Source organism: Halorubrum sp. PV6 (assembly GCF_003990725.2).
In the GTDB taxonomy this organism is placed as follows: domain Archaea; phylum Halobacteriota; class Halobacteria; order Halobacteriales; family Haloferacaceae; genus Halorubrum.
In genome coordinates this window covers 253,698-278,549 of record NZ_CP030065.1, presented here as the reverse complement: position 1 = coordinate 278,549, position 24,852 = coordinate 253,698, and the positions used below count along the sequence as shown (strand labels likewise).

At 55.1% G+C, this 24,852-nt stretch carries 30 protein-coding genes and 3 pseudogenes; 21 read left to right on the top strand and 12 right to left on the bottom strand.

The annotated features are described in order from the left end of the window. The first annotated feature begins 129 nt into the window (after positions 1-129). From DOS48_RS29145 to DOS48_RS29690, 5 genes and pseudogenes are all read left to right on the top strand, one after another. Entirely contained in the window at positions 130-432 is a 303-nt protein-coding gene (locus DOS48_RS29145) for an AbrB/MazE/SpoVT family DNA-binding domain-containing protein (RefSeq protein ID WP_168654572.1), read from the top strand. Next, entirely contained in the window at positions 432-851 is a 420-nt protein-coding gene (locus DOS48_RS29140) for a PIN domain-containing protein (protein WP_168654571.1), read from the top strand. The genes DOS48_RS29145 and DOS48_RS29140 overlap by 1 nt, the downstream gene beginning before the upstream one ends. 130 nt (positions 852-981) lie before the next feature. Continuing rightward, complete coding sequence (locus tag DOS48_RS29135; RefSeq protein WP_168654570.1) at positions 982-1,179, top strand: antitoxin VapB family protein; 198 nt, start codon at positions 982-984, stop codon at positions 1,177-1,179. Beyond that, complete coding sequence (locus DOS48_RS29130; RefSeq protein WP_168654569.1) at positions 1,176-1,574, top strand: PIN domain-containing protein; 399 nt, start codon at positions 1,176-1,178, stop codon at positions 1,572-1,574. The genes DOS48_RS29135 and DOS48_RS29130 overlap by 4 nt, the downstream gene beginning before the upstream one ends. Positions 1,575-1,873: 299 nt before the next feature. After that, a pseudogene (locus tag DOS48_RS29690) lies at positions 1,874-1,954 on the top strand (deoxyribonuclease); the annotation flags it as partial. Between the two features lie 147 nt (positions 1,955-2,101). Here DOS48_RS29690 and DOS48_RS29125 read toward each other — a convergent pair. Then, complete coding sequence (locus tag DOS48_RS29125) at positions 2,102-2,344, bottom strand: hypothetical protein (RefSeq protein ID WP_168654568.1); 243 nt, start codon at positions 2,342-2,344, stop codon at positions 2,102-2,104. Positions 2,345-2,483: 139 nt separating this feature from the next. On the opposite strand from DOS48_RS29125, the gene DOS48_RS29120 reads away from it, so the two are divergent. Then, the gene (locus DOS48_RS29120) at positions 2,484-2,888 is read left to right on the top strand and encodes an SHOCT domain-containing protein (protein WP_168654567.1); all 405 of its coding nucleotides are present in this window, start codon (positions 2,484-2,486) and stop codon (positions 2,886-2,888) included. Positions 2,889-3,077: 189 nt separating this feature from the next. Here DOS48_RS29120 and DOS48_RS29115 read toward each other — a convergent pair whose 3' ends face one another. Continuing rightward, positions 3,078-3,434, bottom strand: a complete 357-nt coding sequence (locus DOS48_RS29115; protein ID WP_168654566.1) for a transcriptional regulator — start codon at positions 3,432-3,434, stop codon at positions 3,078-3,080. Between the two features lie 19 nt (positions 3,435-3,453). Then, positions 3,454-4,281: a CPBP family intramembrane glutamic endopeptidase gene (locus DOS48_RS29110; RefSeq protein ID WP_244629418.1), complete on the bottom strand. Its 828-nt coding sequence runs from the start codon at positions 4,279-4,281 to the stop codon at positions 3,454-3,456. 232 nt (positions 4,282-4,513) lie between these two features. On the opposite strand from DOS48_RS29110, the gene DOS48_RS29105 reads away from it, so the two are divergent. The 3 genes from DOS48_RS29105 to DOS48_RS29095 all read left to right on the top strand — a co-directional run bounded on the left by DOS48_RS29105 (position 4,514) and on the right by DOS48_RS29095 (position 6,087). After that, positions 4,514-4,855: a winged helix-turn-helix domain-containing protein gene (locus tag DOS48_RS29105; protein ID WP_168654564.1), complete on the top strand. Its 342-nt coding sequence runs from the start codon at positions 4,514-4,516 to the stop codon at positions 4,853-4,855. 1 nt (position 4,856) lies between these two features. Further along, the gene (locus DOS48_RS29100) at positions 4,857-5,177 is read left to right on the top strand and encodes a hypothetical protein (RefSeq protein ID WP_168654563.1); all 321 of its coding nucleotides are present in this window, start codon (positions 4,857-4,859) and stop codon (positions 5,175-5,177) included. Between the two features lie 385 nt (positions 5,178-5,562). After that, a complete protein-coding gene (locus DOS48_RS29095; RefSeq protein ID WP_210755422.1) occupies positions 5,563-6,087 on the top strand; it encodes a DUF6498-containing protein in 525 nt (174 codons plus the stop codon). Between the two features lie 21 nt (positions 6,088-6,108). Here DOS48_RS29095 and DOS48_RS29090 read toward each other — a convergent pair whose 3' ends face one another. The 3 genes from DOS48_RS29090 to DOS48_RS29080 form a co-directional block, all read right to left on the bottom strand. Then, complete coding sequence (locus DOS48_RS29090) at positions 6,109-7,014, bottom strand: hypothetical protein (RefSeq protein ID WP_244629417.1); 906 nt, start codon at positions 7,012-7,014, stop codon at positions 6,109-6,111. Further along, entirely contained in the window at positions 7,011-7,463 is a 453-nt protein-coding gene (locus tag DOS48_RS29085; protein WP_168654561.1) for a transcriptional regulator, read from the bottom strand. Before DOS48_RS29085 ends, DOS48_RS29090 begins: the two co-directional genes overlap by 4 nt. A gap of 91 nt (positions 7,464-7,554) precedes the next feature. Next, positions 7,555-8,364: a hypothetical protein gene (locus DOS48_RS29080; RefSeq protein ID WP_168654559.1), complete on the bottom strand. Its 810-nt coding sequence runs from the start codon at positions 8,362-8,364 to the stop codon at positions 7,555-7,557. A gap of 359 nt (positions 8,365-8,723) precedes the next feature. On the opposite strand from DOS48_RS29080, the gene DOS48_RS29075 reads away from it, so the two are divergent. Next, a complete protein-coding gene (locus tag DOS48_RS29075; protein ID WP_168654556.1) occupies positions 8,724-9,638 on the top strand; it encodes a hypothetical protein in 915 nt (304 codons plus the stop codon). 240 nt (positions 9,639-9,878) lie between these two features. Beyond that, positions 9,879-11,135, top strand: a pseudogene (locus tag DOS48_RS29070) (RNA-guided endonuclease InsQ/TnpB family protein). A 309-nt stretch (positions 11,136-11,444) separates the two neighbouring features. On the opposite strand, the gene DOS48_RS29065 reads toward DOS48_RS29070, so the two are convergent. Continuing rightward, entirely contained in the window at positions 11,445-11,738 is a 294-nt protein-coding gene (locus DOS48_RS29065; RefSeq protein WP_168654555.1) for a hypothetical protein, read from the bottom strand. A gap of 795 nt (positions 11,739-12,533) precedes the next feature. Between DOS48_RS29065 and DOS48_RS29060 the strand changes: the two genes are divergently transcribed. Further along, complete coding sequence (locus DOS48_RS29060) at positions 12,534-13,730, top strand: Cdc6/Cdc18 family protein (RefSeq protein ID WP_168654552.1); 1,197 nt, start codon at positions 12,534-12,536, stop codon at positions 13,728-13,730. A 54-nt stretch (positions 13,731-13,784) separates the two neighbouring features. Here the strand turns inward: DOS48_RS29060 and DOS48_RS29055 are convergent, their stop codons facing one another. After that, positions 13,785-13,979 (bottom strand): hypothetical protein, encoded by a 195-nt coding sequence (locus tag DOS48_RS29055; RefSeq protein ID WP_168654284.1) that lies wholly within the window; start codon positions 13,977-13,979, stop codon positions 13,785-13,787. Between the two features lie 146 nt (positions 13,980-14,125). Between DOS48_RS29055 and DOS48_RS29050 the strand changes: the two genes are divergently transcribed. After that, complete coding sequence (locus DOS48_RS29050) at positions 14,126-14,482, top strand: helix-turn-helix transcriptional regulator (protein WP_394353608.1); 357 nt, start codon at positions 14,126-14,128, stop codon at positions 14,480-14,482. Then, the gene (locus DOS48_RS29045) at positions 14,475-15,320 is read left to right on the top strand and encodes an arsenite methyltransferase (protein WP_168654550.1); all 846 of its coding nucleotides are present in this window, start codon (positions 14,475-14,477) and stop codon (positions 15,318-15,320) included. Before DOS48_RS29050 ends, DOS48_RS29045 begins: the two co-directional genes overlap by 8 nt. A gap of 82 nt (positions 15,321-15,402) precedes the next feature. Here DOS48_RS29045 and DOS48_RS29040 read toward each other — a convergent pair whose 3' ends face one another. After that, a complete protein-coding gene (locus DOS48_RS29040; RefSeq protein WP_168654548.1) occupies positions 15,403-15,834 on the bottom strand; it encodes a low molecular weight phosphatase family protein in 432 nt (143 codons plus the stop codon). 152 nt (positions 15,835-15,986) lie between these two features. After that, complete coding sequence (locus tag DOS48_RS29035) at positions 15,987-16,379, bottom strand: metalloregulator ArsR/SmtB family transcription factor (RefSeq protein WP_092562732.1); 393 nt, start codon at positions 16,377-16,379, stop codon at positions 15,987-15,989. Between the two features lie 323 nt (positions 16,380-16,702). Between DOS48_RS29035 and arsD the strand changes: the two genes are divergently transcribed. The 6 genes and pseudogenes from arsD (at position 16,703) to DOS48_RS29005 (ending at position 22,824) form a co-directional block, all read left to right on the top strand. Further along, positions 16,703-17,032: an arsenite efflux transporter metallochaperone ArsD gene (gene arsD / locus DOS48_RS29030; RefSeq protein ID WP_168654546.1), complete on the top strand. Its 330-nt coding sequence runs from the start codon at positions 16,703-16,705 to the stop codon at positions 17,030-17,032. Positions 17,033-17,035: 3 nt separating this feature from the next. Further along, the gene (arsA, locus tag DOS48_RS29025; RefSeq protein WP_168654545.1) at positions 17,036-18,967 is read left to right on the top strand and encodes an arsenical pump-driving ATPase; all 1,932 of its coding nucleotides are present in this window, start codon (positions 17,036-17,038) and stop codon (positions 18,965-18,967) included. Then, a complete protein-coding gene (gene hcsL / locus DOS48_RS29020) occupies positions 18,964-19,332 on the top strand; it encodes a halo-CC-star protein HcsL (protein WP_168654543.1) in 369 nt (122 codons plus the stop codon). The genes arsA and hcsL overlap by 4 nt, the downstream gene beginning before the upstream one ends. Then, entirely contained in the window at positions 19,323-19,514 is a 192-nt protein-coding gene (hcsS, locus tag DOS48_RS29015) for a halo-CC-star protein HcsS (protein WP_092562744.1), read from the top strand. Before hcsL ends, hcsS begins: the two co-directional genes overlap by 10 nt. A gap of 32 nt (positions 19,515-19,546) precedes the next feature. Next, positions 19,547-21,222, top strand: a pseudogene (locus DOS48_RS29010) (transposase). A gap of 372 nt (positions 21,223-21,594) precedes the next feature. After that, positions 21,595-22,824: a site-specific integrase gene (locus DOS48_RS29005; RefSeq protein ID WP_168654541.1), complete on the top strand. Its 1,230-nt coding sequence runs from the start codon at positions 21,595-21,597 to the stop codon at positions 22,822-22,824. A gap of 44 nt (positions 22,825-22,868) precedes the next feature. On the opposite strand, the gene DOS48_RS29000 is transcribed toward DOS48_RS29005, so the two are convergent. Then, positions 22,869-23,300 carry a hypothetical protein gene (locus DOS48_RS29000; protein ID WP_168654539.1) on the bottom strand — a complete coding sequence of 144 codons (432 nt, stop codon included), beginning with the start codon at positions 23,298-23,300 and terminating at the stop codon, positions 22,869-22,871. Beyond that, the gene (locus DOS48_RS28995) at positions 23,300-24,181 is read right to left on the bottom strand and encodes a ParA family protein (RefSeq protein WP_168654537.1); all 882 of its coding nucleotides are present in this window, start codon (positions 24,179-24,181) and stop codon (positions 23,300-23,302) included. Before DOS48_RS28995 ends, DOS48_RS29000 begins: the two co-directional genes overlap by 1 nt. 177 nt (positions 24,182-24,358) lie before the next feature. On the opposite strand from DOS48_RS28995, the gene DOS48_RS28990 reads away from it, so the two are divergent. After that, the gene (locus DOS48_RS28990) at positions 24,359-24,736 is read left to right on the top strand and encodes an SDR family NAD(P)-dependent oxidoreductase (RefSeq protein WP_168654535.1); all 378 of its coding nucleotides are present in this window, start codon (positions 24,359-24,361) and stop codon (positions 24,734-24,736) included. Positions 24,737-24,852 lie beyond the last annotated feature (116 nt).

Here is a 24,852-nt window from a genome sequence, read left to right as displayed (position 1 = left end):
ACTCTAGTATTTCGCGTCCCTCAAAATCGGAACCATACTTCGAACTCGACCAAAACACCCGACAGAGAAGCAACAACTGTTTGTCAACAAGAAGAAAATTTGATTATGATCAAGATCTGATTATGAACTATGAGCAAGACAGAACAGTTAAACAACTCTGAAAAAGAGATTGTCGCCGTCACTAAGCACGGCCAGGCGACCATCCCAAAACGGTTCCGCGAAAAGCTCGGGATCGAAGCGCCTGGGAAGGCGTTGTTCCGGGAAACCGAAGATGGAGAGGTGATCGTTGAACAGGTCCGCTCACCGAGCGAGATGCGCGGCTTTGCCGCCCGTAGCGAAGCGAGTACGGACAAGCCTGCGTCCGAGATTCTCAAAGAGAAACGCGACCAAGACCGGAACGAACGTGACTCGCAGTTCTCAACTGAAGAGTAATGTCGGCTCCTGACCGCGTTGTCTTCGACGCCGAGCCACTGATTGCACACTCCGACGATGAACCAGGCAGCGAGGTTGTAGAAGAGTATCTTGACGCGGTCGCAGTCCAGGACACCGTCGGCTACGCCAGCTACGTGAATCTCGCTGAGATCCGGTACACAATCGCCCGGAAGTACGACTGCGACACAGCCGACGAGTATCTCGACTGGTTGACCGATCTCGGTATTAAAACGGTAGATGTCGGCGATACTTGGACGGACGCCTCAGAGTATACGCTCAAGTATAATCCTGCGCTTGGCGACTCGTTCGCGCTGGCAACGGCTGAACATGTCGACGCGACGGTCTTAGTTGGCGGTGACAACGATTATGACGACGTCTCCGATATCCCGATTGAACGGTTCCGCGACGGTTCCGCGTAGGCACCCGTTCGAAGATCTGACCTGTCTCTAAACCACGGGAAGTCTCAGGGCTTGACCCCGAGGCGGTTCACCGCTTCAGTTGACCGATAGCGCCAAAAGATAATTACTCGTGTATGCAGTTTGTATACAAATGAGCACGTCGATCCGCGTCTCTGACGACACGAAGGAGATGCTAGAGAGCCTGAAACGGGATGACGAGACGTTCGACGAGCTGCTCGAACGCCTCGCTCAGACCGAGAAGCCGATCAACATCGGCGCGTGGAGCCCGGAAGACGCCGACCGCGCACGCGACGCCGTCAAGCGCTCGCGAGAGAGTTTCGAGCGGTGACCTTCCTCGACACCTCCGTTATCATCGACATGCTTGAAGGCGTCCCGGACACCGTCGAGTACGTTGAGGACCGCGGACAGCCGTACCTCACGTCTGCGCTCTGCGTCTTCGAGGTGTTCAGCGGGACAGTCGGTGCCGGGACCACCGACCTCGTCGCGATCCGGCAGGATTTCGGTGGCGTTCAGTCGATCGAACTCAACGACCAGATCACCCTCGAAGCCGCGCGGATGCAAGACCAGTTGATGGATGACGGTGAGCGCATGGCTGCTCGCGATCTCCTCATCGCCGCGACAGCGCGCTCCACCGGTGCCGAACTCATCGTCGCCGATTCTGACTTCGAGACGGGACTTCTCACCGACGTGATGGACGTGACGAACCTCCGGACCCACGACTGACTGACTCCCCTTCCCCAGGCTCCTCGAGGTCGATGTCTCACACGCCTTTCGCACCGGCAACAAGCAGCGCCGCAGTGGCCGGACCACCGCTCCCGAATGCGAATGCCGCAGTGAGCATCGTCGCGAGCAGGCCACACGCCACGGGGACAGAGGCAGCGTGCTGCGGCGTCGGCGTCGCCGCGTCTGGGTCATGCTCTATCGCACACTTCTCGTGCCGCGCGCGCCTGCAGATCGCATCCGCCCTGTGCAGCGAAGGAAACGGCGGCACCTGCCAGTGTCACCGCTCCTAGCGGTGGCATGTCACCGTCGAGATGCAGCAGGTGCGCGAAAACGTTGCATTCGCAGATGTCGTCGAGCACATCCCTCGCGGGGGAGTCTAGAGCTCGCGAGTTGGCACAGACGGGTGTTGAAGACCCCTCACACCGACGTGAGAATCGCTCAGTACAGGTAACTCACCTGTCACCCCGAACCTTGGTTGCCAGTTATTCGTCAGATCACTTCACGAAACAACGAGTCAGCCTTGACAATTAATGATCGCCATCAGGCCGATCATCCACGATGTCGAATGATTCCGTCTCCACCGTCTCATCAACGTCTCCTTCAATAGTCATAACATATGAAACATTTCTGACCGGGTCTCCGATGGTGAGATTTAGTCCACCGAGTTGGACACCAACCGAAGCGACTCTGTTGAAACCCTTAGGAACTGATAGGATCGGTGTGCGAGATACAGAGAGTGTAGATAGCACGGAAACTCCGTTTTTTTCCATCTAAATCCGGAACTAACCATAGAACATGTATGCTGACTCGCTAGTATTCCGTCCCGCTAACCAAGCAGATGGTCATCTTCTAGAGGGGTTCAGTCCCACTTCCGCGATTTTTAAGTTGTGAAATGGTCATAGAGGTATTGTGTACGAATTGGTCCACCGCTATGCCCCCCAGAGCCCCGCTGGTCGAACTGCGATTGCTATCATCGGCGGTTTGCTCGGTGTCCCCGCGTTTGTGCTCGGACTTATCGGACTAAGTGGAAACGTTGCGGCAGGCCTCTTGTTTCTCTTGGTCAGTACAGTAATACTCGGAATATCCGGACAATTAACACTAGGTGTCGTCCGTCAGGCGAATGCGGCTCCAGCATCCAGTCCACAGAACGACCAACAGATAGACGAGGCAAATGAGACACCGATTGAAACGCTTCGACGACGATACGCGGAGGGCGAAATTGACGACGAAGCATTTGAGCGACGTCTTGATCAACTCATCGAAACTGAAGAACCGGAACAGCGAAAGACCGAGAGTGAACGTGTATTAGAGTAGGTATTTACGCTGACCGAATCGATATATATCGATTTCATCACTGCGACGTGCCACATTCGCGCTCTGTATTCAGCACGTCTCCAAGAATATATCACTAATTGAGTATTTCAACAAAGCCGACGAATAATAAATAGTGATCGGCTTCAGTGCTTCGTTCGCCGTCGTGACTGCGATTTGGGTCCCGGTGACTCATCGCTGTGTTTTTGAGATGGAGTCTCCAAACTGAACGACTAATTCCTCCACAGAGAGTGCGTAGACCGTCATTTCTGTTCCTTTCCTAGAGTACCACGTATCGACGGCTTCGACAAGGTCAACTTCGCAGAGGCGATCGAGGTGATACTTGGCGTTCTGGGTAGACGTGCCGGTAGCCTCAGCGATGTCTGAAGTTGTCGCTGGTTCGTCGTCAAGCGTCGCCAGAATCTGCTGTGCAGTGTCTGAGGAGACCGTCTGGAGTACGTCACTCGGCTGCTCGTGATCAACGACGATATTACTGCGTTCGCGCGGCGTGTGATCGATTGGGGTACGATAGGGGAATGCTGTTGGCATAGATAGTGGCTGGTGTGAGTTACCGCTCAGTGTAGCTGGTTACGCGGTCGTTGAGTTCGAGTGATCCATCACGCCAGTGAATATATGCGATCAGTACCAGCCCGCCGAGAATGGCGAAGCCGACAAAGACGAGTCCCTCCTCTCCGATCCAGCGCGGTGGGCCGACGATGTCAACGGCGAGGAGCTCCGGCGTCTGCTGTGAATGTCCCAGTCCGAATATCGCGCTTTGTGTGAAATTGTAGAACACGTGAAAGCCGATGCTGAGTGCGAGTTCACCGGTTAGCACGTACACGCCACTCAGTACTAGCCCGGCGATCAGGTAGTACCCATAGTGGCTAGGATGTGTTATTTTTCCGCCGTGTAGAAACGCAAACACGAGCGTGCTGAGAGTTACTGCGAGGCCGACGGCCATCCACCGAGGTACGAATCCATTCGATCCCTCAGCAAGGTTCTTTAACATCGCACCGCGCAGAATGAATTCTTCCCACGTGGCCGCGAGCGCGATATACGCGAACACGATCCCCATCGCAGGTACGAACGATAGATCCCCGGATCCGCGCATCACACCAACGAACGTAGCCCAGCCAGCACCGAGGGACACTACGAGCGCCCCACCGTTGATTGCGGTGGCGACGAGCCCACCAACAGCGAATGAGTGCCACCACTCTCGATCGAACGAGAGCCCGAATCCACTCACAGGACGTCGATCAATAACTCGTGCACCGAGGAGAATTGCACCGATGAGAATGACGCCAATGCCAGTCAGTTCGAGGAGTTCCCGGACGGGATGCTCAAATCTGGCTCGGATCGTAGTCTGGAGTATGGCAAGGAGAATGAAGGTCAGCACCGTCGGTATCAGCGCACGAAGTGGCGCACGCAGTCGACCTTGTTCAGTGTTCCAGACCGGCCAGAGGAGTCGGAAGGCCCTCTCACTCAGGGCGGTCGGTATGACGCGGTCAATCGTCGATCGTAACGACATACACGCCGCAAGAGGGCGGGTGCAAGTAGCATCCTAGGCACGGCTTCCGACCTAGAAGCTGTGACGGGTTTTTTTACTTGCACCCGTGTCTGGCACGTATATGGACGAGGACGAGGATGCTGTCTTGGCGGTACTCGACGACGAGTACGCCCGGGCGATCCTCGCTCACCTCACAATTGAACCGATGTCAGTCGATGAACTCTGTACGGCCTGTGAGATGTCCGATGCGACGGCGTACCGCCGTCTCAGCCGGTTACAGGACGCAGACCTCGTGACCGAACAACAGGAGCTGGACCCCGACGGCCATCACTACAAGCGGTATGCAGCTACAGTCGAGACTGTCACCGTCACGTTCGCCGATGGAGGCTACGAAGTAGCAGTGACGCGCTCGACAACCGATCCTGCCGACCGGTTCACAGATCTGTTCGAGGGGTTGTCCTGAGATGCTCCTCTTACAGTTGGATGCAACTGGGACAGATCCGCTCATCGCACTCGGGGTGCTCGTCCTTTCCGTGCTCTCAGTAGCGTTGTCGCTGACAATCGCCGTCGTTCTGGTTCGTGGTTACCGTCAAGGACCGTCTCATCGCGGGATGCTTTGGCTCGCGGTCGGTCTCATCTTCCTGATTACGGTTCCTGAGTTGCTTCGCGTCGGGTTACCGACGGCGACCGACATCGGGACTGTCGGCCGGTCGATACTCGTCAGTGGCTGTGAGCTATTCGGATTGGGGACGATCATGTGGATCGTGTACGGGGGTGAGATGTAGTGATATCCGAGAGTTTGCTGGCGCTGGAACCACTCAGTGTGGTGTTGGTAGCTCGCGGCGTGACTGCTCTCGTCGGCTTGTTTGTCGCTACGTTAGCTTATCGTGGGTACCGTCGAAATGGCTCTGTAAAAATGCGAGCGCTTGCAATTGGTATCGGTCTGCTAACGGTAGGGGTATACGTGGCCGTCATGCTCGCTGATATGGTGGGAGCAGGGAACGGGATCGTATTGCTGGTCCGCGGTTTCGTGACAGTTATGGGCCTCTGTGTCGTGCTGTACGCTATCATCGTAGCATAGTCGTTTTTTGTCGAGAAGACGACACGGACATCCACGGACAGTACAGATTTCACCACATATTTGTCTCGGTCGGCCGGCATATTCGGTGGATGGTCCCCTTCGAAAACGCACAGCGCTACAGCCCTTCACCCGAAACGATAGCCGTTATCGTTGCGAATGTGCTGCCACTCGTGGGCGTCATCGGCCTCGGGTGGGATCTCGCTGCGCTGGTCTTCCTCTACTGGTTCGAACTCGGTATTCTCTCGTTTTGGGCGCTCGTCAAAGCAGTGTTCGCGGGCAGACGGTCGGAGTTCGATTCCGATCCACTGATCGGAGGCGCGCTAGCGAGCAAGCGCACCACGATCCCGGTCCCGTTCACCGACCTTGGCATTCGGTTCTCGACGCTGCCTGTCCTCGCCGTTGCCATCCCCATTCTCACACTCGTCTGGTTCTTTGCAGGCGTCACGACTGTCGGCGTGATCGGTCCTGAAACTCCCGATATTGACGCGTTGGTGATGGTGATGCTCTCCGCGTTCGGAATCTTTCTCAGCGAAGGAGCCTCAACGCTTCTCGAGTATTTTCATCGAGGCGGATACCGCGATCACAGTGCCCAGACGGCGATTCAAGGGAATTGAATTCTCAACGCGAGTCTCGATTCACGACACAATCCCTTGGACGTAGATGTGCGCGTACGCGCTCGCCCACACAATAGAAAGCAGTTCACCAACACTTGATGATATCACACTCAAAACAGGATTCAACGAAGCCAAACTCATCCCCATCTGAGGGAGAGATGTCGGCAGATAGAGGCTGAGTGCGCTTCCGGTAGCAATCACTGCGATGAGCACGAACTTTCCTCGGTAGTTCGTTGTGATACGCCAGCTAACCCGTAGGGATTCAATGGGGCCGTACTGGCCGATAACACAGGCTTCCGGTGCGAACCAGAACTTGAACAACAAGAGGAGAAACGGCACAGCAAAGATAATCCCACCGACTGCCGCCGCGACGGGAAAGCCAACTATCTCCACGGGATTCCCCGGAATCGCGCCCCCCAGAACGAGTAGTGGAAGCAAGACGAAAAACGGAATCGTCATTGCGGAAAAAACGATGAAAACGATCAAACTAACTAACGCCGGCGTTCGAGAGAGACTTCGATACAGGCCCTCACGTATCGTAACTGGATCTTCGGTCAGCTCTCCAGCGACGATCATTCCTACATAGGCTCGAATCAAGACGATGAATGCAAACCCCGCCGCTACCTCAACCACGCTGATTACGGGCGTGGGAAGCGCGTTAATTAGGTCTGTTTCGAGCAGCCGGTTAGCGAGAATAATTATGCCTGTGAAAGCAACAATCGACGGGTAGGATCGAAACAGACGAACGGACCAAACTAACGCATCGAAGACAGTTCGACGAGTTGCGGTCGTGTCGATATTACGGCAGTCGAGACAGCCACAGCCATCGATATCATCTCGAGCCCTGATTGTCGGTGCCACATCACGTGTAGTCGTGCCGTGGCTGGGAGAAGTCTCTCGGGTCGATGAGTCGGTGTGTTCGCTCATTCGGTCGTGACGAACTGGGCAATGGATTCGCCAGCGGCAAGCAGGATCGATGGTGGGCCCAGCAGCGATGCGAAGGATTTGAACGCGCGCTTGAGACCCGGCCGATCGTCCTCGGTGCCAAGAAAGAGGAGTGTCGGATCTTCGGAAACAACAAAGACGTTCATTTCACGACCTTTCTCCGAATAGCAGGTATCTGTGACTTCGATTACACCAGCTGCCTCGAGATTTTCCAAGTGGTAGTGGATGTTCTGAACGCTCTGGTCGAGTTGCTCAGCTATCTGTGAAGGGGTCGCCGGCGTCTTATTGAGCAGCCGGAAAATATCGTAGGCTGTCTCGGAGGACAACGCTTCGATCACCTCGCGTGTCGCGTCGTCGTCAAGGCTCAATACGGTCGGAGTATCGCTTCGTTCGACGGCAGCGTCGGTTTGTGTCGGGAGGAGTCGTGCCATAGGTATGATTACCTTCTGTGGACGAAGGCCACGGGGAACCGATCCGGTTGGTGACTGTTCGAAACCATCGTACGTAATTGTTGGTGGATGATCATACTGATTCCGGGGTACTAGCTGAGGCAGTGATTAACCGTATGTAGTAGGCTGTATACACCGTATAGAAGTACGCGAAGCCGACCGCGGAAAGGATAATGCCGATTGGGAGCAGGACAACGATCGGAATTCCGAGTTCAACTGGTAATATGTCAGCCGGCCCAGCCTCTGTCATCGTCAACTCGAGCAAGTATTCAGGGATGAAAAAGACGTTCAGTAGAACGAGCCACGCCAGCGAAAATCCCGCGACGCTTTTCAGGTTTGATTGGACGAGTTCAATACTTCTCCGGAATGCGTCAGTAACACTCTCGTTTTCGATGACGATCGCGGTGTCGTAAAACTGCACGAACATGATGACCACGAGGATCGACACCAACCAGATAAGCAGAGAGATGACGCCTGCTGCGAACGCAGCCATCTCGTTAATCACGGCGATTGCCATCGTCCCAATACCGAGGACGAACCCGATGAGTCCGAATCCGATAGCCGTTGCAAGAACAAGTAGCACGAACAACACTGTTGCAAGGAGGAGTCGGAGGTAATTTGCCCAGGCTGTAGTGAAAAAGTGGGTTAGAGACACGTTTGTTCCTTCTATCGCAGCTCGGGCAGTGCCGATGAACCCACCGAGTACGAACGGGAAGACGACCAGCCAAGCGAGCGATACGCCTGTCGAGAGGAGTGGTGATTCAATCAGCTGATCGACGTATTGCAGCTGGCTGCCGGCCCCGACGAGGAGACCGGTGACAAGCAGGATTGGATTCGCGCGGAGGGCGGTAAATCCATCTTTGAATGCGGAGACTGTAACCATCACATCTACCGATTACCGCTGTCGTATATTAGGTCAAACGTAGTATCAAAACGAGATTTAACTGTTTCGAGGCCTTCTAATGCCTGTTTCGTGACTATGCCGCAAAGAACAATTTTGATTTGAGCTATCGGGGTCTTGAACTACTTCGCCCTGCGAGAACTAGTTATCATGATACTACGTCAGTATCGTATACTGTTCGAACAGTTCTGTGAGATAGAGCCGTTTCGAACCCTACCGGTAATCGATGGACGTAGGAAATGAGAACTCGATATACTCGGCGGAAGCTGCTGACGACACTCGGGGCAACGGGCGTCACGAGTGTCGCTGGCTGTCTTTCGTCCGGTAATAGTCGATTTCGGTTGAGTGCCTACTCAGTAGAGGAGCCGTTCAAAACGTTACTACGGACAGATCCGACGGGACACCGAGCGCAGTTTGCTATCGATTATCCTGACGAGTACAAGCGTACCGTCTACGACGAACTACTTGCGAGTGGCTCCGTTACGGTACTGAGCTACCAGTTGGCCTACGAGTACGAGTTCGGATCTGAGCAGCGGGAACGCCCCCAGTTCGGGACGGACGGCGACCGGTACTACCGAATTCACGTCGATACTGTTCGCACTGTCGAACGGGACTGGTGGGAATTTTACCTCGACTTGCAGAACGCGGAACAGTCCGACGGTACTGATCCGGTGACGGCACCGATCACGTCACTGTCCGATCGTGACCAGCAGATACTACAGCAGGCGATGGAAGCCGCAGCAGCGGATCGAGACCCAGCAATCGATGTTGGTGATCAGAAGCCAGGTTCACGCGGCGTCACGTATCATCACCACCTCGATTCCGAAGCTAGCGACCTTGTCCCATCGCCCCCGTTTGAGTATCTCCAACACAACGACCACCTGTTCCAAGCCCGAGCCAAGCAAGAAACTATCCCAGTCACCGAACGGATATTCACAGCCGAACAGATCGGAGAATCACGATCTGAATACGAGCAACACGTGCGCGACGCCGTTCTCGAAGTTGACTTTTCGACGGTTTCGCTCTCAAGTGAGGCGACAGAGGTGCTCGACATGGCAACGGACGGGCGACCGGTCTCGGGGTTCTATGAAGAGTCACCACCACTGTCGGACGGGCTCGACGCAGTCCTCACGCATCTCAACGCCGCCGACCACATGAGAGGACATAGCGATTACAGGGAGTACACGACGTTTCCGAATATGTACGCGATCTACGACGGGAGTTGGTACGAATTTGAGTTAGCAGTCTATCCCTAAGTGAATTTTCGACGATTCTATTGAAAGCCTGTCCAGCTGATAGCTTTTGACCCGGTTGCGGTCAATACAGGTCCCGCATCAACAACTTTTATAGAGAGCAAGGAGAATTCCCGCACCTTTAGGCGCGGGATGAATCCGACATTTTGACCGACAATCTACCGGCGACATTCCAGTCGGATATTCCACGCGGTCGTTAGTCTTAATCAGAACTCTCTCATAATGTATTATGAAGTCAGTTCGATGCTGGAGACAACCCGCACCTACGTCGCCCGAATCACGAACCACTCACAGGTTCGTGACGACCTTGACCAGTGCGGGTTCTCTGCATCAAAACTGTGGAACGTCGGCCGCTACTACATCCAACAACGGTGGGAAGATGACGGTGAGATACCCGACGAAGCCGAGCTGAAGTCGGAGTTGAAAGACCACGAACGCTACAGTGACCTGCATTCTCAGTCAAGTCAGCGAGTTCTCGAAGAACTTGCTGAGGCGTTCACGGGCTGGTACAACTCTGACGACAGCAGCAACCCACCGGGCTACCGGAAACGTGGCGACGACCATCCACGCTCGACCGTCACATGGAAGAAACGAGCCATCAAGCACGACGACAAACACGACCAACTTCGGCTCTCAAAAGGTTTCAACCTGAAAGAGAGTCGGTCTGACTTCATCCTCGCCGAGTACGAAACCCGCCCTGACGTAGAAGTTGAGAACATCCAGCAGGTGCGTGCCGTCTACAACGACGACCACTGAGAACTCCATCTCGTCTGTAAGAAAGAGATTCCCGTCGAGGACGCCCCCGGTGACAAGACAGCGGGTATCGACCTCGGAATCAGCAACTATCTCGCCATCGACTACGAAGACAGTGCGGGTGAGTTGTATCCGGGGAACACGCTGAAAGAGGACAAACACTACTTCACTCGTGAGGAGTACCAGACTGAAGGTGAGAATGGCCCGTCGAAGCGAGCGCGGAAGGCTCGGAAGAAACTCTCTCGACGCAAAGACCACTTCCTCCACACCCTCAGCAAACACATCGTTCAGCGGTGTGTCGAAGAGGGCGTGGAGAAGATAGCGGTTGGCGATCTTAGTGACATCCGCGAGGATGAGGACGGTGACTCGCGGAGCTGGGGTGCGTCGGGGAACAAGAAGTTGCACGGCTGGGAGTTCGACCGATTCGCCCGCCTGCTTGAATACAAGGCCGAGGAACACGGTATCCTCGTTGATCGTGTAGACGAGGAGAACACCTCGAAGATGTGTTCGTGTTGCGGGCAGATTCGAGATAGCAACCGTGTGGAGCGTGGTCTGTACGTCTGTGAGTCGTGCGAGACGACGATGAACGCGGACGTGAATGGTGCGGTGAACATCCGGCGAAAGATAACTCAGAGTCCCCCGACGGGGGATATAAGTAACGGCTGGTTGGCACAGCCCGGAGTTTTCCTGTTCGACCGCGAGAGCGGACGGTTCACACCGAGAGAACAGGGAGATTGCAAACCCTAATATCCCAACGCTCGGGATTCTTCCGCCTTCAGGCGGAGGAGGATGTCAATCTCAGCGTGAGTGATATAAGTGTGACCGGGGAGATTCCGGAAAATCTCTGATCGCAGTGATATATTCACCTCGATTGCTCCGCCGTCTCTCGATTCTGATTGCGGAACCACACTGTTTCCGGAAACGTCCAGAAACCCAATTAACGGTGCGGAGCTCGCTCTATACTGATCATAGTAGTTCGAGCCGGCTGGACCTCATGAAGAACACTGTCTGACGTGCTCATCGAGGTCGCTAGGTCGTAGATACAGACAGACAGCTTTAGCTCTGGTTGCCTGCGTCAAATACGGCGGCAAAGTCCTTGAGAAGCTCCTGAGGTGATTGCTCATCATCGCGAGACGGAAGTGGTGCTTCCCAGCAGTCGATCTGAAGTGTGTGCCCATTCGATACTGTCTCCGACTCAGTTACCACATTGAAGATGCCGGTGCGATAGATCGCTAGTAGTCGCTGGTCATGAACACCGACATAATCGATACCAGCCCGATCCAGGACTGCCGGAATGTCAGTGGGCTCAGATAGCGAGACAGAGGCGCTTGGAGACGCCGAGTCGCTCATACCTTGGCTTAGTCCATCGCATAAATAAAGACCCATCTCGAGAAAGGCCGCACTCTCAACGATTAACCAACAAAAGCAACAGCAACGGGATTTTGTTGGTTAAGTTACCTGAGCCGCTAGGCCCGGTGACGGTGGTGTTGGCGGGTTCCCCATTTTGATAGACCTGAGGACCCTAGAGGGGTTGTTGACTTCGACGTCACGGTGCTTGAGGCATCAGGGATCATCTGTCGCACACCCCTCGTTGCCGCTGTAAACATCTCCCGGGAAATGGTATGGTGGCTCGAAAGAGATGGACCCCTCGTTGCCGCTGTAAAACCACCGTAGAGCGGTGTATGTATAGAAAACATCCACCTGCCCGCTCACACGTTCTACTATCAACACCACATCGATCAGTAATTTTATACCAAAGCGTGTTGTTTGTTACCGTACCACGCTTTTGGCATACTGAGAGGCCATGTTGTTTTGGCGTCGAAGACGTGAACCGTATGTTTCACTGTCATGGTGTTTTCCCCAAATCACGTAGCTGACCGGCTCTCGATCGACTTTCTCTGAATCACCCACAATTTCATCTGGAGGTCACACATCATTCGTGTTTACAGCGGCAACGAGGGGTGTGAGACCACCTCGATACCACTCTTACAGCGGCAATACGGGGCCCGTTATGAGACTGGACTTCTCAAAACGTAGGAATATACGGGTTTTAACCCCACTTGGACGGGTCGTCTAATACAGACTCCTGTTTACAGCGGCAAGGCGGTGAGAAGATTGATATGGGTCGGGTGAGTGCGACCCTGCATGAGCGATACGGAGTCATTCTTCGGGGATCCTGACCCCATTTTTGCTGATAAGGAACTCCTTCGTGTGAGTCATCTTCCGGAGGGTGATCGGATCATCGGCCGTGATGAGGAACTCACAAACCTCGCGAACGCGATTAAGGACGCCCAGCGAGGTGGGACGCCGAACAACGTGTTGATCTATGGAAAGACGGGAACAGGCAAGAGCCTCTGCTCAAAGTACATTACGCAGGACCTCACTGAGGCTGCCGCCGAGAATGATGTCCATGTTGACGTCGCATACATCGACTGTTTTCAGGACTCAACAGAAACGCAGGCTATCCGAACGATCGCTGAATCGTTCAACGATCCCGACGTGACGGATGTGAAAATTCCAGCGTCTGGCGTTTCCACGTCTGATTACTATCGGCGGCTCTGGAAGATACTCGATCTACGTCTCGACGTTGGTATCATCATTTTAGACGAGATCGACAAACTCGAAGACGACAACGTTCTCATGCAGCTCTCACGAGCGGCGGAGGCCGGAAAGGTAGAAGACAGTACACTCGGCATCATCGGGATCAGCAACAAGATTCGCTACAAGGAAACACTCAATGAGCGCGTCAAATCAAGTCTCTCCGAGCGTGACTTCGTGTTCCCGCCCTATGACGCAAATCAACTGCGTGCAATCCTCAACTCACGGGCAGATGCGTTTCGAGAGGGCGTCCTTGATGACGACGTGATTCCGAAGGTCGCAGCACTCGCAGCGAAAGAACACGGAGACGCTCGGAAGGCGATTGATATTCTCCGATATTCTGGGGAAATCGCCGACGAACACGATGACGACCGCGTCAGCGTTGAGTACGTTGATGAAGCACACGAGCGTGAAGAAGAGGCGCGACTCGCCGAACTAATTGGAAAGCAACCCGAGCACTCGAAATATCTCCTTCAGGGGCTCGCACTCCAGATGCAGCAGTCAACCGATACAGATGCGATGATCCCCTCAAAGCAGGTGTACTCGGCCTACGAGGTTGTGTGTGAACGCGAAGGAACCGACCCGCTCAAAATCCGTCGCGTCCGCGACCTCCTCTCCGAACTTGCGTTTCTCTCGCTGATCGAACAGAATCGGAAGGGCCGAGGGAAAGGGAAGGGTGCGCATACAGTGAATCAACTGGTTGATGCCCCCGAACTTATAATTGAGGCGTGCAAGTCGGCGTGAACTGGCTTTCTTGTGCGAGTGCTGATGGTGAATGTCGGAAAGTGTGTCCGACCGTCACTCGGCGCACTCTAGATCGGCGTCTTCACCGTCAATCTCAATAATGTCACCGTCGCCGATGTCTAGGGCGTCACGAAGGGTCTCAAGATGGTCGTCTGCCTCTTCGCGGCAGAAGTTGAGACTAGCACTCTCAATGCATATGTGTTCAGCCCACACCATCTCGAACGTTGTTTTCACCTTCGGGAACTTCACCGACGTATCGACTTTCTACCGCACCGATTCTGATTCAGATCGGTGATGGTACTGCTGTACCCAAGGTTCAACTTGATTCCAGAGTTTCGAGGGAGTTGCCGAGGGAAATATATTAGTGTTTACTTGTATAAGCTACTGCTAATATAATGGGAGATGCGATCACTGACGGAACCACGGAGGAAACGGAGACCTGCTGTACACCGCTCGAAGATGTCAACTCGGATGCGATGGCGACAGACCTCCAAGTACTGACCGCGATGGGGAATGACACACGATACGAACTGCTTCGCCAAGTTTTGAACGCCGACGACGGCGTCTGTGTCTGCGACCTCGAAGCCGCGGTCGGTGTTAGTCAGAGCGCCGTCAGCCAAGCGCTCTCGCGATTGTACACCGCAGGACTTGTCACGCGCCGCAAAGAAGGATCTTGGCGGTACTACGAACCGACTGAAACGACTGCGGCCCTTCTCGAAACCCTCGACGATCTGCGGGGTTCCCATGAGTAACGATACTACTACGGTGGCCGGTGACCGCGACCCCGAAGAGACCCGTAAGATGGTGCGCGAACGCTACGAAACTATCGCTTCGGACAGTCAAAACTGCTGTGGCGACGTCGGCATCGATACCACCGACGACGGTGGATGCTGTGACGGCACCGAAGGAGCGTCCGGGAGCGAACGCCTTGGCTATGACGCCGACGATGTCGCGTCTGTCGCCGAGGGCGCAGACCTTGGCCTTGGGTGTGGAAATCCGAAGGCGTTCGCCGAGATGGCGGCCGGCGAGACGGTGCTCGACCTCGGCTCCGGTGCGGGCTTCGACTGCTTCCTCGCCGCACGGGAGATCGGTCCGGACGGAACCGTCATCGGTGTGGACATGACACCGGAGATGGTCTCGAAAGCGAGGGAGAACGTCGCGAAAAACGACGCCGACAACGTCGAGTTTCGCCTCGGCGAGATCAGCCATCTCCCCGTTGCAGACGCGACTATCGACGTCGTTATCTCGAACTGCGTCGTCAACCTCGCTCCCGAAAAACAGCTCGTGTTCGACGACGCCTTCCGCGTCCTCAAGCCCGGCGGGCGCGTCGCCATCTCGGACGTCGTCCAAACCGCGCCGTTCCCCGACGACGTCAAGATGGATCCGGACTCGCTAACCGGCTGCGTCGCCGGTGCGTCGACCATCGAGAATCTCGAAGCGATGCTCGATAACGCCGGCTTCGAAGCGATCGAGATCGCGCCGAAGGGCGAGAGCACCGAGTTCATCAGCGATTGGGACGCCGATCGCGATCTCGGTGAGTATCTCGTCTCTGCCACTATCGAGGCTCGGAAGCCGCCACAGAAACCCTAACTCACCAAAAATTACAAACGGGCTTGTCCAGAGGAGAATTTTCCGATTGGAGGGACGAACGAATCCTCTGATTACGTCTATGCTACGGTTCGTCCGGATAGAACTCGTCGAACAGCGCCTTGACGCGTTGCTCTATGTCGTCACGAATCTCGCGGACAGTGTCAAGGTCTTGACCGTGCGGATCGTCTAACGCCCAGTCTCGAACGTCGACGTTCTCGGCGTCCAGTTCTAGCGTCGAACAGCCCATCGTGGCGACGACATCGCACGATTCGAGCTCGTCAGTCGAGACCTCCCGAGGCGTTCGGTCAGAGAGGTCGATGTCTCGTTCTTGCATGACCGTGATCACTTCCTTGTGGACGTGTTCAGCTGGATGTGTACCGCCGGTGAGAATCTCGAGAGTATCCCCTAATTCCCGGAGATCACGTTCCCGCTCGGCGAACGCAGCTGACATCTGGCTTCGTCCCGCATTCTGTACACACACAAATCCAAACTTAACGGGTGATGCTGTATCCATAGATAATCTCCTCTTTTATACCGTGTTAAGCGCTCCTATGAGTGTTACTTTTCAATATATATGGCTCAGTAGCCATTGTATCGAATGCTGGCTATTACCGACCAGTGAGAGTTACTTCGTCGATGGGTCATGTCGATAACTCTCGCTTCCGATCAAAGCTCCCGCGATCCGTCTAGGGCGATGAGGACGGCGTTGGCGCGTGCTGTCGCTCGATATTTCCGCCACTTCCCCTCTTTTCGGCGAGTGATGAGTCCAGCGTCAGTGAGTTGGGACAGCGCATGGCTGATCGCGCTGTCGCTGACGTCGAGCAGTGGCGCAAATTCACAGACGCAGAGTTCCTCGCCAGCGATGTGGAGGATACGAACGATCTTGTAGCGGGTCTCGTTCGCGAGCGCCGATAGCAATCCAACGTCTTCGTCCAGCGCAGGCCCGCCTGCGGCCGCGTCGATCTCTTCGAGTTCAGATAGACGCTGACATACCTCCTCGTCGCCACATCCACCTCGTTCGTCGGCGAGGTACCGTTGTAGACGTTCGGTTGAGGACATACACTTCGATTGAGCAGATAACGAATTAAGTATTCTGGACCGACCCGCGCACTCCTTACACTCAACTCTGACTCTATCACTTTAGGACTCTATAAGATATACTGTAGGCTCTATCGACAGCACGGAACCGATATGACGCGTAAAAATACTTGGATCAGCGTATTTCTTCTATTTTGAGTACTGACTACGTCTATGCGAGTCGAAGGTCTTATGAATATGATTGAACAATCCCTCAATTGAATGCGATGGAACAAGGCCACCAATATGATCCGTGACCGCCGCACTGCCAGCCGGACAATTGATAAAATACTCTTTCCCGAGCAATGACTGAACTCATCCTGTACGAGGAGGCGATGTGTTGCTCCACCGGCGTCTGTGGTCCTGACCCCGACGAAGAACTCGTTGAAGTCAGTGCCGCCCTCGACCAACTCGAATCGGAATTTGAGGATGTCGATGTCTCGCGGGCGAACATGCAGCACAACATCGACCAGTTCCTCGAGACCGAGTCCATCTCCGACTTGGTCGAGGAACACGGTCCCTCGATTTTGCCGATCACTGTCGTTGACGACGAAATTGTCGGCAAGTCCGAGTACCTCTCGTACGACGAACTCGCGGCAGCAATCGAAACAGCCACCCCGACCCAAGAGGCCTAACGCATGAACACAACCCCCACCGACGCACGAGCGGTCGTAGAGCCGACAAGCGAGGAGACCGAATTCGTCTTTTTCAGCGGCAAAGGCGGCGTCGGTAAGAGTACCGTGAGCTGCGCGACAGCGACCTGGCTCGCGGACAACGACTACGAGACGCTGCTGGTGACGACAGACCCTGCGCCGAACCTCTCGGACATCTTCGGGCAAGAGATCGGCCACGAAGTCACTGCTATCGACGACATCGAGAACCTATCGGCCATCGAGATCGACCCGGACACGGCGGCCGAAGAGTATCGACAAGAGACGATTGAGCCGATGCGACAGCTTCTCGACGACGAGCAACTCGAAACCGTCGAGGAACAACTCAACAGCCCGTGTGTCGAAGAGATCGCCGCCTTCGATAACTTCGTCGACTTCATGGATAGCCCGGAGTACGATATCGTCGTCTTCGACACCGCTCCCACGGGACACACCATCCGACTGATGGAGTTGCCCTCCGACTGGAACGCTGAACTGGAGAAGGGCGGCTCGACCTGCATCGGGCCGGCAGCCTCGATGGAGGAGCGCAAACAGGACTACGAGCGTGCTATCGACACGCTTCAGGACGACGAGAAGACTTCATTCGCGTTCGTCGGCAAGCCCGAGGACTCTTCGGTCGACGAGATCGAGCGCAGTGCAAGCGACCTCGGCGAGCTTGGGATCGAGTCCCAACTGCTGATCATCAACGGCTATCTCCCCGAGTCGGTGTGTGAGGATCCGTTCTTCGAGGGGAAGCGGGAAGACGAGCAGGCAGTTATCGAACGCGCACGGACGGAGTTCGGCGCCGACGCGATGGCAACGTACCCACTCCAGCCGGGCGAGATCGCAGGGCTCGACCTACTCGCAGATGTCGGTGGCGTCCTGTACGACGGCGACGAGGCCACCGTCGACGTTGGGACGGCGACCGACGTAGACGCCGAGACTACAGTCGACTTCGAGTCGATGGCTGACACTGAGGCGGTCGCCGAACAGCTGCAACCGGGCGATGAGACGCGGTATCTCTTCTTCACCGGGAAGGGCGGCGTTGGCAAGAGTACGATCGCTTCGACGGCGGCGACGAAGCTCGCCGAAGCTGGCCACGAAACGCTCGTCGTCACAACTGATCCGGCTGCCCACCTCGAAGACATATTCGGAGAACGTGTCGGCCACGAGCCGACCTCGGTCGGTCAAGCAAACCTCGACGCGGCACGGATCGATCAAGAAAAAGCGCTCGAAGAGTACCGCACACAGGTCCTCGACCACGTCACCGAGATGTACGAGGACAAAGAGGACACCCAAATTGACGTGGACGCGGCGATCGCAAACGTCGAAGAGGAACTGGAGTCACCGTGTGCCGAAGAGATGGCCGCCCTTGAGAAGTTCGTAAGTTACTTCGACGAAGACGGCTACGATGTCGTCGTCTTCGACACCGCCCCCACGGGGCACACGCTCCGACTGCTCGAACTCCCCTCCGACTGGAAGGGATTCATGGATTTGGGTTCGCTGACCAAGGGTGCCGCGCCCGCGAAAGGCGACCAGTACGACGAGGTCATCGAGACGATGAAGGACCCCGATCAGAGTACGTTCGCGTTCGTGATGTACCCCGAGTACACCCCAATGATGGAAGCCTACCGGGCCGCCGCAGATCTTAAAGACCAAGTCGGGATCGAGACCTCACTGGTGGTCGCAAACTACCTGCTCCCCGAGAAATACGGCGATAACGCCTTCTTCGAGAATCGTCGCGCCCAGCAGGCGGAGTACCTCAGCGAGATCAGTGATCGGTTCGACGTGCCGATGATGCTCGCTCCGCTACGTCAGGACGAGCCGGTCGGACTGGACGCATTGCGCGCGTTCGGTGAGGAAATAACCGGCTTGGATGACATCACCAAGGATACTGAGCCGGAGGTGACGGCGTCGTGAGCGAAGCCGTGTCGGAAACGACAGCCGTCGAGGAGTCACTTCAGACGTTCATCGAGACGCTCCGTGACTCAGCGACCTATCAACAGTTCGTGGACGCGAACGAACAACTCGAGGCCGACGAGGAGTCAAAGTCCCTACTCGAAGCGTACCAAGAAAAACAGCAGGAGTTACAGGCGGACGAGTTCGATTCGTCGATTATGAGCGAATTACAGGAGCTACAATCCGAGGTCTCAAGCAACGACACCATCCAACAGCACCGAGCAGCACAAGAGGAACTCGCCGCCCTCCTTGAGGAGACGAACGACGTCATCAGCGAACAAATCAGGCAGGAGTTCGCGCAGTCTCTTGGGGGTGGGTGCTGTTGAGCGCCTCCGACGATGAAGTTCTGACCGCCGCTGAAGCGCTCGGTGAAGACCTCGATGTGGCACAATCGGAGGTAACGGCTGACGAGTTCGAGTCGCTGCTGATCGAGTGCAACGAAGCGATCAACGACGGAATTGGTCTCGAGTACGGTGAGGTCTGCGGCGCTGGAAGCGACTGCTGCTAACACCAGTTCTGGTATTTTCTCAGTATTTCTATATGGCTTCGACCTCTGCGTCCCGGCGCGCTATCTTCCGACAAATCGCACAACGAGCGCACGTTGAGTGGCCAACATATGATTCGACACCGATCTATGATCGTACCTCACTTGCCGGATTACACTCGGACGTTCGGATCGTCTCAGAAACCTGGTTTACGCATCCCAACCATGATTCGGTTGAGCAGTTCGTCCTCGTACTTCCACTGGCCTACTTCAGCTTCGAGGCTCACGATCGCTATACACGCTCGACACGCTACGAGATGGACTCCCTGTTTCGGGTGTTCGTCCTGAAGGAACTCCACGGGTTGGAGCACGAGACAGCACTGTCCGAGTATCTAAAGAACCGTCCTGTACTCTGTGAGCAACTGGGTCTCGAGACGATCCCAGAGCAGTCAACACTATGGCGGAGTTGGCACAAGCGGTTCACCCCTGACCTCCGAGAGACGGTCGAAACGGCGGCTCGAACGATCCTCATCAAAGCCCAGAATGCAGGTGTCGGGATTCCGCGTGAACCGGAACGAAAGCTTCGGCACCACGATGACGAGTCTGGCGAGTTAGAACCAGCCGATCATACCACGTTGGAGCAGGCAGAGAAGATCACCGACCACGTCAGCCGCATCGTGTTCCCGGCGTTTTCGCTGGACCGTGGGGACGGCTGTGAGATACACGAGAACGCCTACTGGGACCTCCAGACGTATCTCGGATTGCGCGAGCGGCTGGCTGCGAACGAAGGAGCCCGCAGTTTCATTCATAAGTCCTCGCGAGATCGAACACCACTCGGACACGCCCACCGCGACCACATTCGAGATCTCTCTATCCAGCAGATTCGCGAGATGTACCGACAGGCGGTCCGACAGCTGATCAATGAACTCGCAGAGACGAAGGAGTTCTATCGAGCCGGAATCGTCGCCATTGACATCACCGAAGCCGACCCCTTCACAGGCGACCGCGCCGGACACGAAGACGAGATAATTGGAACGAAAGAGAAGAACGACGAATACGCCCACCAGTGGGCGACAGTCCAGTTGGTCGGCAACGCTGTTCCACTCGTCCTTGATGCCCGCCCAGTACGGAAAGGCGAGTCACGGAAGGAGATCGTCGAGGACCTGCTCGACTCTGCCCAGGATCTCGTTTACGTCGATAACGTGCTGATGGACCGAGAGTTCGACAGTCAGCACATCTTGGAGATGATCAGCCAGCGCGGGCTTTCCTACGTCGTTCCCAAGCGGATGCAGACCAGCGAAAAAGCCCAAGCCAAGCGGTTGCTCCGACGGGGTCAGGACCGATACGAAACCGACCGGAAGCTCCATCTCGAGAAGAACGAATGGCACGAGACGCGCTTATCTACCGTCGGAAAGAGGACTCCGAGCATGGCGATCACCGGCAGTACTCGGTGTTCATGACGAATCGAGGGAGTGGACACCTCACGGAGTACGGCTACCGCTGGGAAATCGAGAGCGGATACAAGTCGGTCAAACGCTTCATGGCTGCTACCACGTCGAAGAATTTCGGGCTTAGATTCTTCGACTTCGCGTTTGCGTGTCTGCTGTACTCGATCTGGCGATCCGTCGACTTGCTCGTTCAGGCTGCGTTGACTGGTAACTACGAGCACTCGCCGATGGTGACGGCAGATAACACACTGACGCTGCTAAAGAAGGAGACTGGAATCGGTTAGAGAGACACTCTGTCTGGGTTAGCGCGCCGTCTGAGTGGCTACACTATTGGACGTCTGAAAAATCTGCCCATATAGTTGAATATTTTACAAGAATGGCCGCTTGGAGAGTGATCTGGAGCAGTTTCCGCTGACCGAATCGGTCAAATTCGCGCATCACAGGCCCGCTAAACCCACTGTAGTCTCAACTTCCAAAGCGCAATATTTTGTATAGCGACATGCAATTTACAACACGGGGGATCTAGCCTATTTGTCCGTAATCAGCCGCTAGACGGGTGATTGGGGCGATATTGAAAATTTTGCTGTCCACTTTGGATTAGTCGAGTAGTCACAAGTAAATTTTTGAGGGTCGCCGCCGTCGGTGAAGCTGAATCGATGGCACCGCCAGCTGACGGCCCTCAACCCAGGGAAATGACCGGCGATACACCACTCGACGAGCCGCTGCCGAATTTCCTTGACGCCAAGGCGAAGACGATCGAAGAGACAGATTTAGCTGAAGACGAGACCCAGCGCTCAGGGAATTACGTTCAAGCGCTCGAACGCGTCGTCCCGGACTGGATAGAGTGGATGGACCGTCGCGGGGTAACCACCCTCGAAGCGCTCGACAGCCGGCATCTCGCCCGATATGCTGGTCACCTCGCCCGGCGCGTGAACGCTCGACAGGCAAACGGTGATGCCGAGGGGATCACACCCGCTACTGCGTGGAACTACTACTCGCTCGTCTCTGCGTATCTCCATTATTGTCAGCAGTGGGAGTACATCGCAGAGAATCCGGCAGACACTGACCGGGCGAAAGACGAAATGCCTGACCGCCCCACGACGGATTCTGGGCAACAACAGTTCTGGTCACAACAGCAGCGTGAGGCTATTGTCTCGTACGTCGACGAGCGAGCACACGACGCCATTGATGCGGATCCCCGGAGTCGAGAGGCACTCACAGCTGCCCGTGACCGGGCGCTTGTCTACGTTCTCGGATTTTCAGGTGTCCGTGGCGCTGAGATTCTGGCTGCCAGTCGCGATGACCGACGGACAGGGATTACGTGGGCAGACATCGATACTGATCAGGAAATCCTGACGGTACTTGGAAAGAGCCAGAAAGTCGAGAAGGCACCGTTAACTGACCGTCCTGTCGGGGCTCTCAGGCGCTGGCAGAAGCTCTTAGCCCCGCCTGCCGATACGTGGCCCGTGTTCCCTTCGTTCCATCTCGCCTCACTCCGAGAGGCCGCACGGAGCCAGCTCCAGAACCGGGGAGTCGATCCTGGCACAATTGACACAGTTACCAGCTTCAGCACAGCTGAACTCGTCGATGCCTTCCGAGAACGAGAGCTTACGCCACCGGCGCTAACCACTGAGGGCGGTCGGTACACGCTCAAGAAGCTCTCTCAAGAAGCTGCTGTGGACTGTTCAGCCGATTCAAAGGACTATCTGACGCTCCATGGCGCCCGCCGCGGTGTTGGGGAAGCATACTACGACGAGGCAGGATTCAGTGACGCACAACGCGTCCTTCGACATGAAGATCCGTCGACAACATCGAAAATGTACGCTCACAAGGAAGCCAGCGAACTATCTGACGTCGGCAGCGAGATCTTCTCATCAGAAGAGTAGCCGTTATTTCCTTGCCGTCCAGTCATAAACCGCTCACTGCGATATTATTCTAAATCGTACCCCCACTCTTTGAGGATGTCAACGACATTGTCTGTGTGTTGGAGTCCGACCAATAACGCTGCTTCCCGGAGATCGGCTTTGCGAACGCTTTCTCCAAGCCGGGCCTCGATGAGGGATTTCTGTTTCCGCTGGACGTTCATCGTCTCTTCTTGGAGGTGAAGCTGGACCGTCTGGTCGCGGCCGTCAGTGATGCTATTTCGCCGGAGAACCCAGGGGATCTCTCTCGCTGAAGTGTTGTTCGTACCGCTTTTGACTGTATCGTCAGCTCCGGTTTCAATCTCCACTTCGGTGGACCGCTCCTCCGGGCTGCCGTCCTCATTACCCGTGGTTTCCTCCTCGAACTCAGGCCCGCTGTCATCACCTTCCTCTTCCTCATCGTTCCATCCGTTGACGGTGCCTTCTTTGAATCCTCCCATTAGACGGTCACCTCCTCACGGTCATCTAACGTCCCCGGCTCCGGAGGTGAGGGGGCTGTAATTCTTCCTTGTGTCTCGAGGAATCGGGCTATCCGGTCAAACTTTGCAAGCGTCTCGACTTCGTAATCTCGTCGCCGGCTTCGGTGGCGCTGGACAAATTCGAACGCACTACACTGGTGTCGCCAGCACCCTTCCATCATCGACGTTCGGTCCCCGATTACCTCTGGTACCTCAAACGGCACTTCTTCGAGGATCTCTTTTTGATCTTTCGTTCCCTTGAACTCGATCGGAACGGCTCCAAGGACGCCTACGTCGATATTGAGTTCATTCGCGAAGTTCGTGGCCAACTCTTCTAATCCCTCAACAGATGCTTCTCCCTTCGCCGACGGCTCGAAGGGAATGAGGAGGTTCCGCGTCGCGTAAATCGCGTTATAGAGGTGATCCGACTCTGTTGCTGGCGGGTCACAAATAAGAACGTCATATCGGTCTGGGATATCATTTTCAGCGAGCACACGCCGGAGCTGCGCGTAGATGTTGTACGCATCACCAAAGTCCTCTGCGCGGCTCTTCTCGCGTGCTAGGTGGTCTGCGAGATCTGAGAGCGTGTTGTGTTCTGGAATGATGTCGATCCCTTCTGCTGTTCGAATGAGATCATCAAAATTGCCACCAGGGTTATCGACAAGATGTCGCACAAGGCTATCCGCAGACGAATTACTTCGATCGTCGTCAACATTGAACAGTCGACTTAGATTTCCATCCTGTGGGTCAAGCGGGATTACCAGTACATCAAGCCCTGCTCGTGCGTGTGCACGCGCAATGTTCGCGGTCAGCGACGTCTTCCCAACTCCGCCGGCCTCGCTGTAGACCGTGTATGAGAGCATACAGTACGATCTGTGACTAAGCATATAAACGTATGTCAGACACATGTCTGTGACTGTTGTTTTACTCAGTGATATAAGAAAGACAAATACTTTAGAAATCTAAGTAACATATCTAAGTCACAAATCTAAGACAGTTTTATTAATTATGTATTATCGAGCGTTCTCAGAGACAGTAGCATGACACAGTCACCTCAGGACGGACAGCTTGAAATCGAGTTGACCGACGATGTTGCGGTTGTCACCGGGGGAGATCGCGGAATTGGTGCCGCAATCGCTGCCGAACTCGCAGACTTGGGCGCAACCGTGTATGCAGGTGCCAGAGATACTGCTGATATCACTGCAACCAACCAGTATGCAGTCAAATTGGATGTCTCTGATGATGAAGAAATTGACTCAGCAATCGATCGAATTGCCGAGGAACACGGGTCACTGGATATCCTTGTGAACAATGGTGGTGTCTTCTTTCGATCGGGACCACTTCGCGAAATGAAACGGGCAGATTGTTACCATGTCGGCTTCACCACCTCTTTAAAAGCGGGTGTATTCGCCTTCTAGTTTTTATAACCTCATCGCAGAAATTCACTATAATAGCAATATTGTTGCGTCAGAAAATGAATGATGGGAGAGTACTACCGACTCGTTTGCCTTGTACTGAACCACTAGTCTTGATC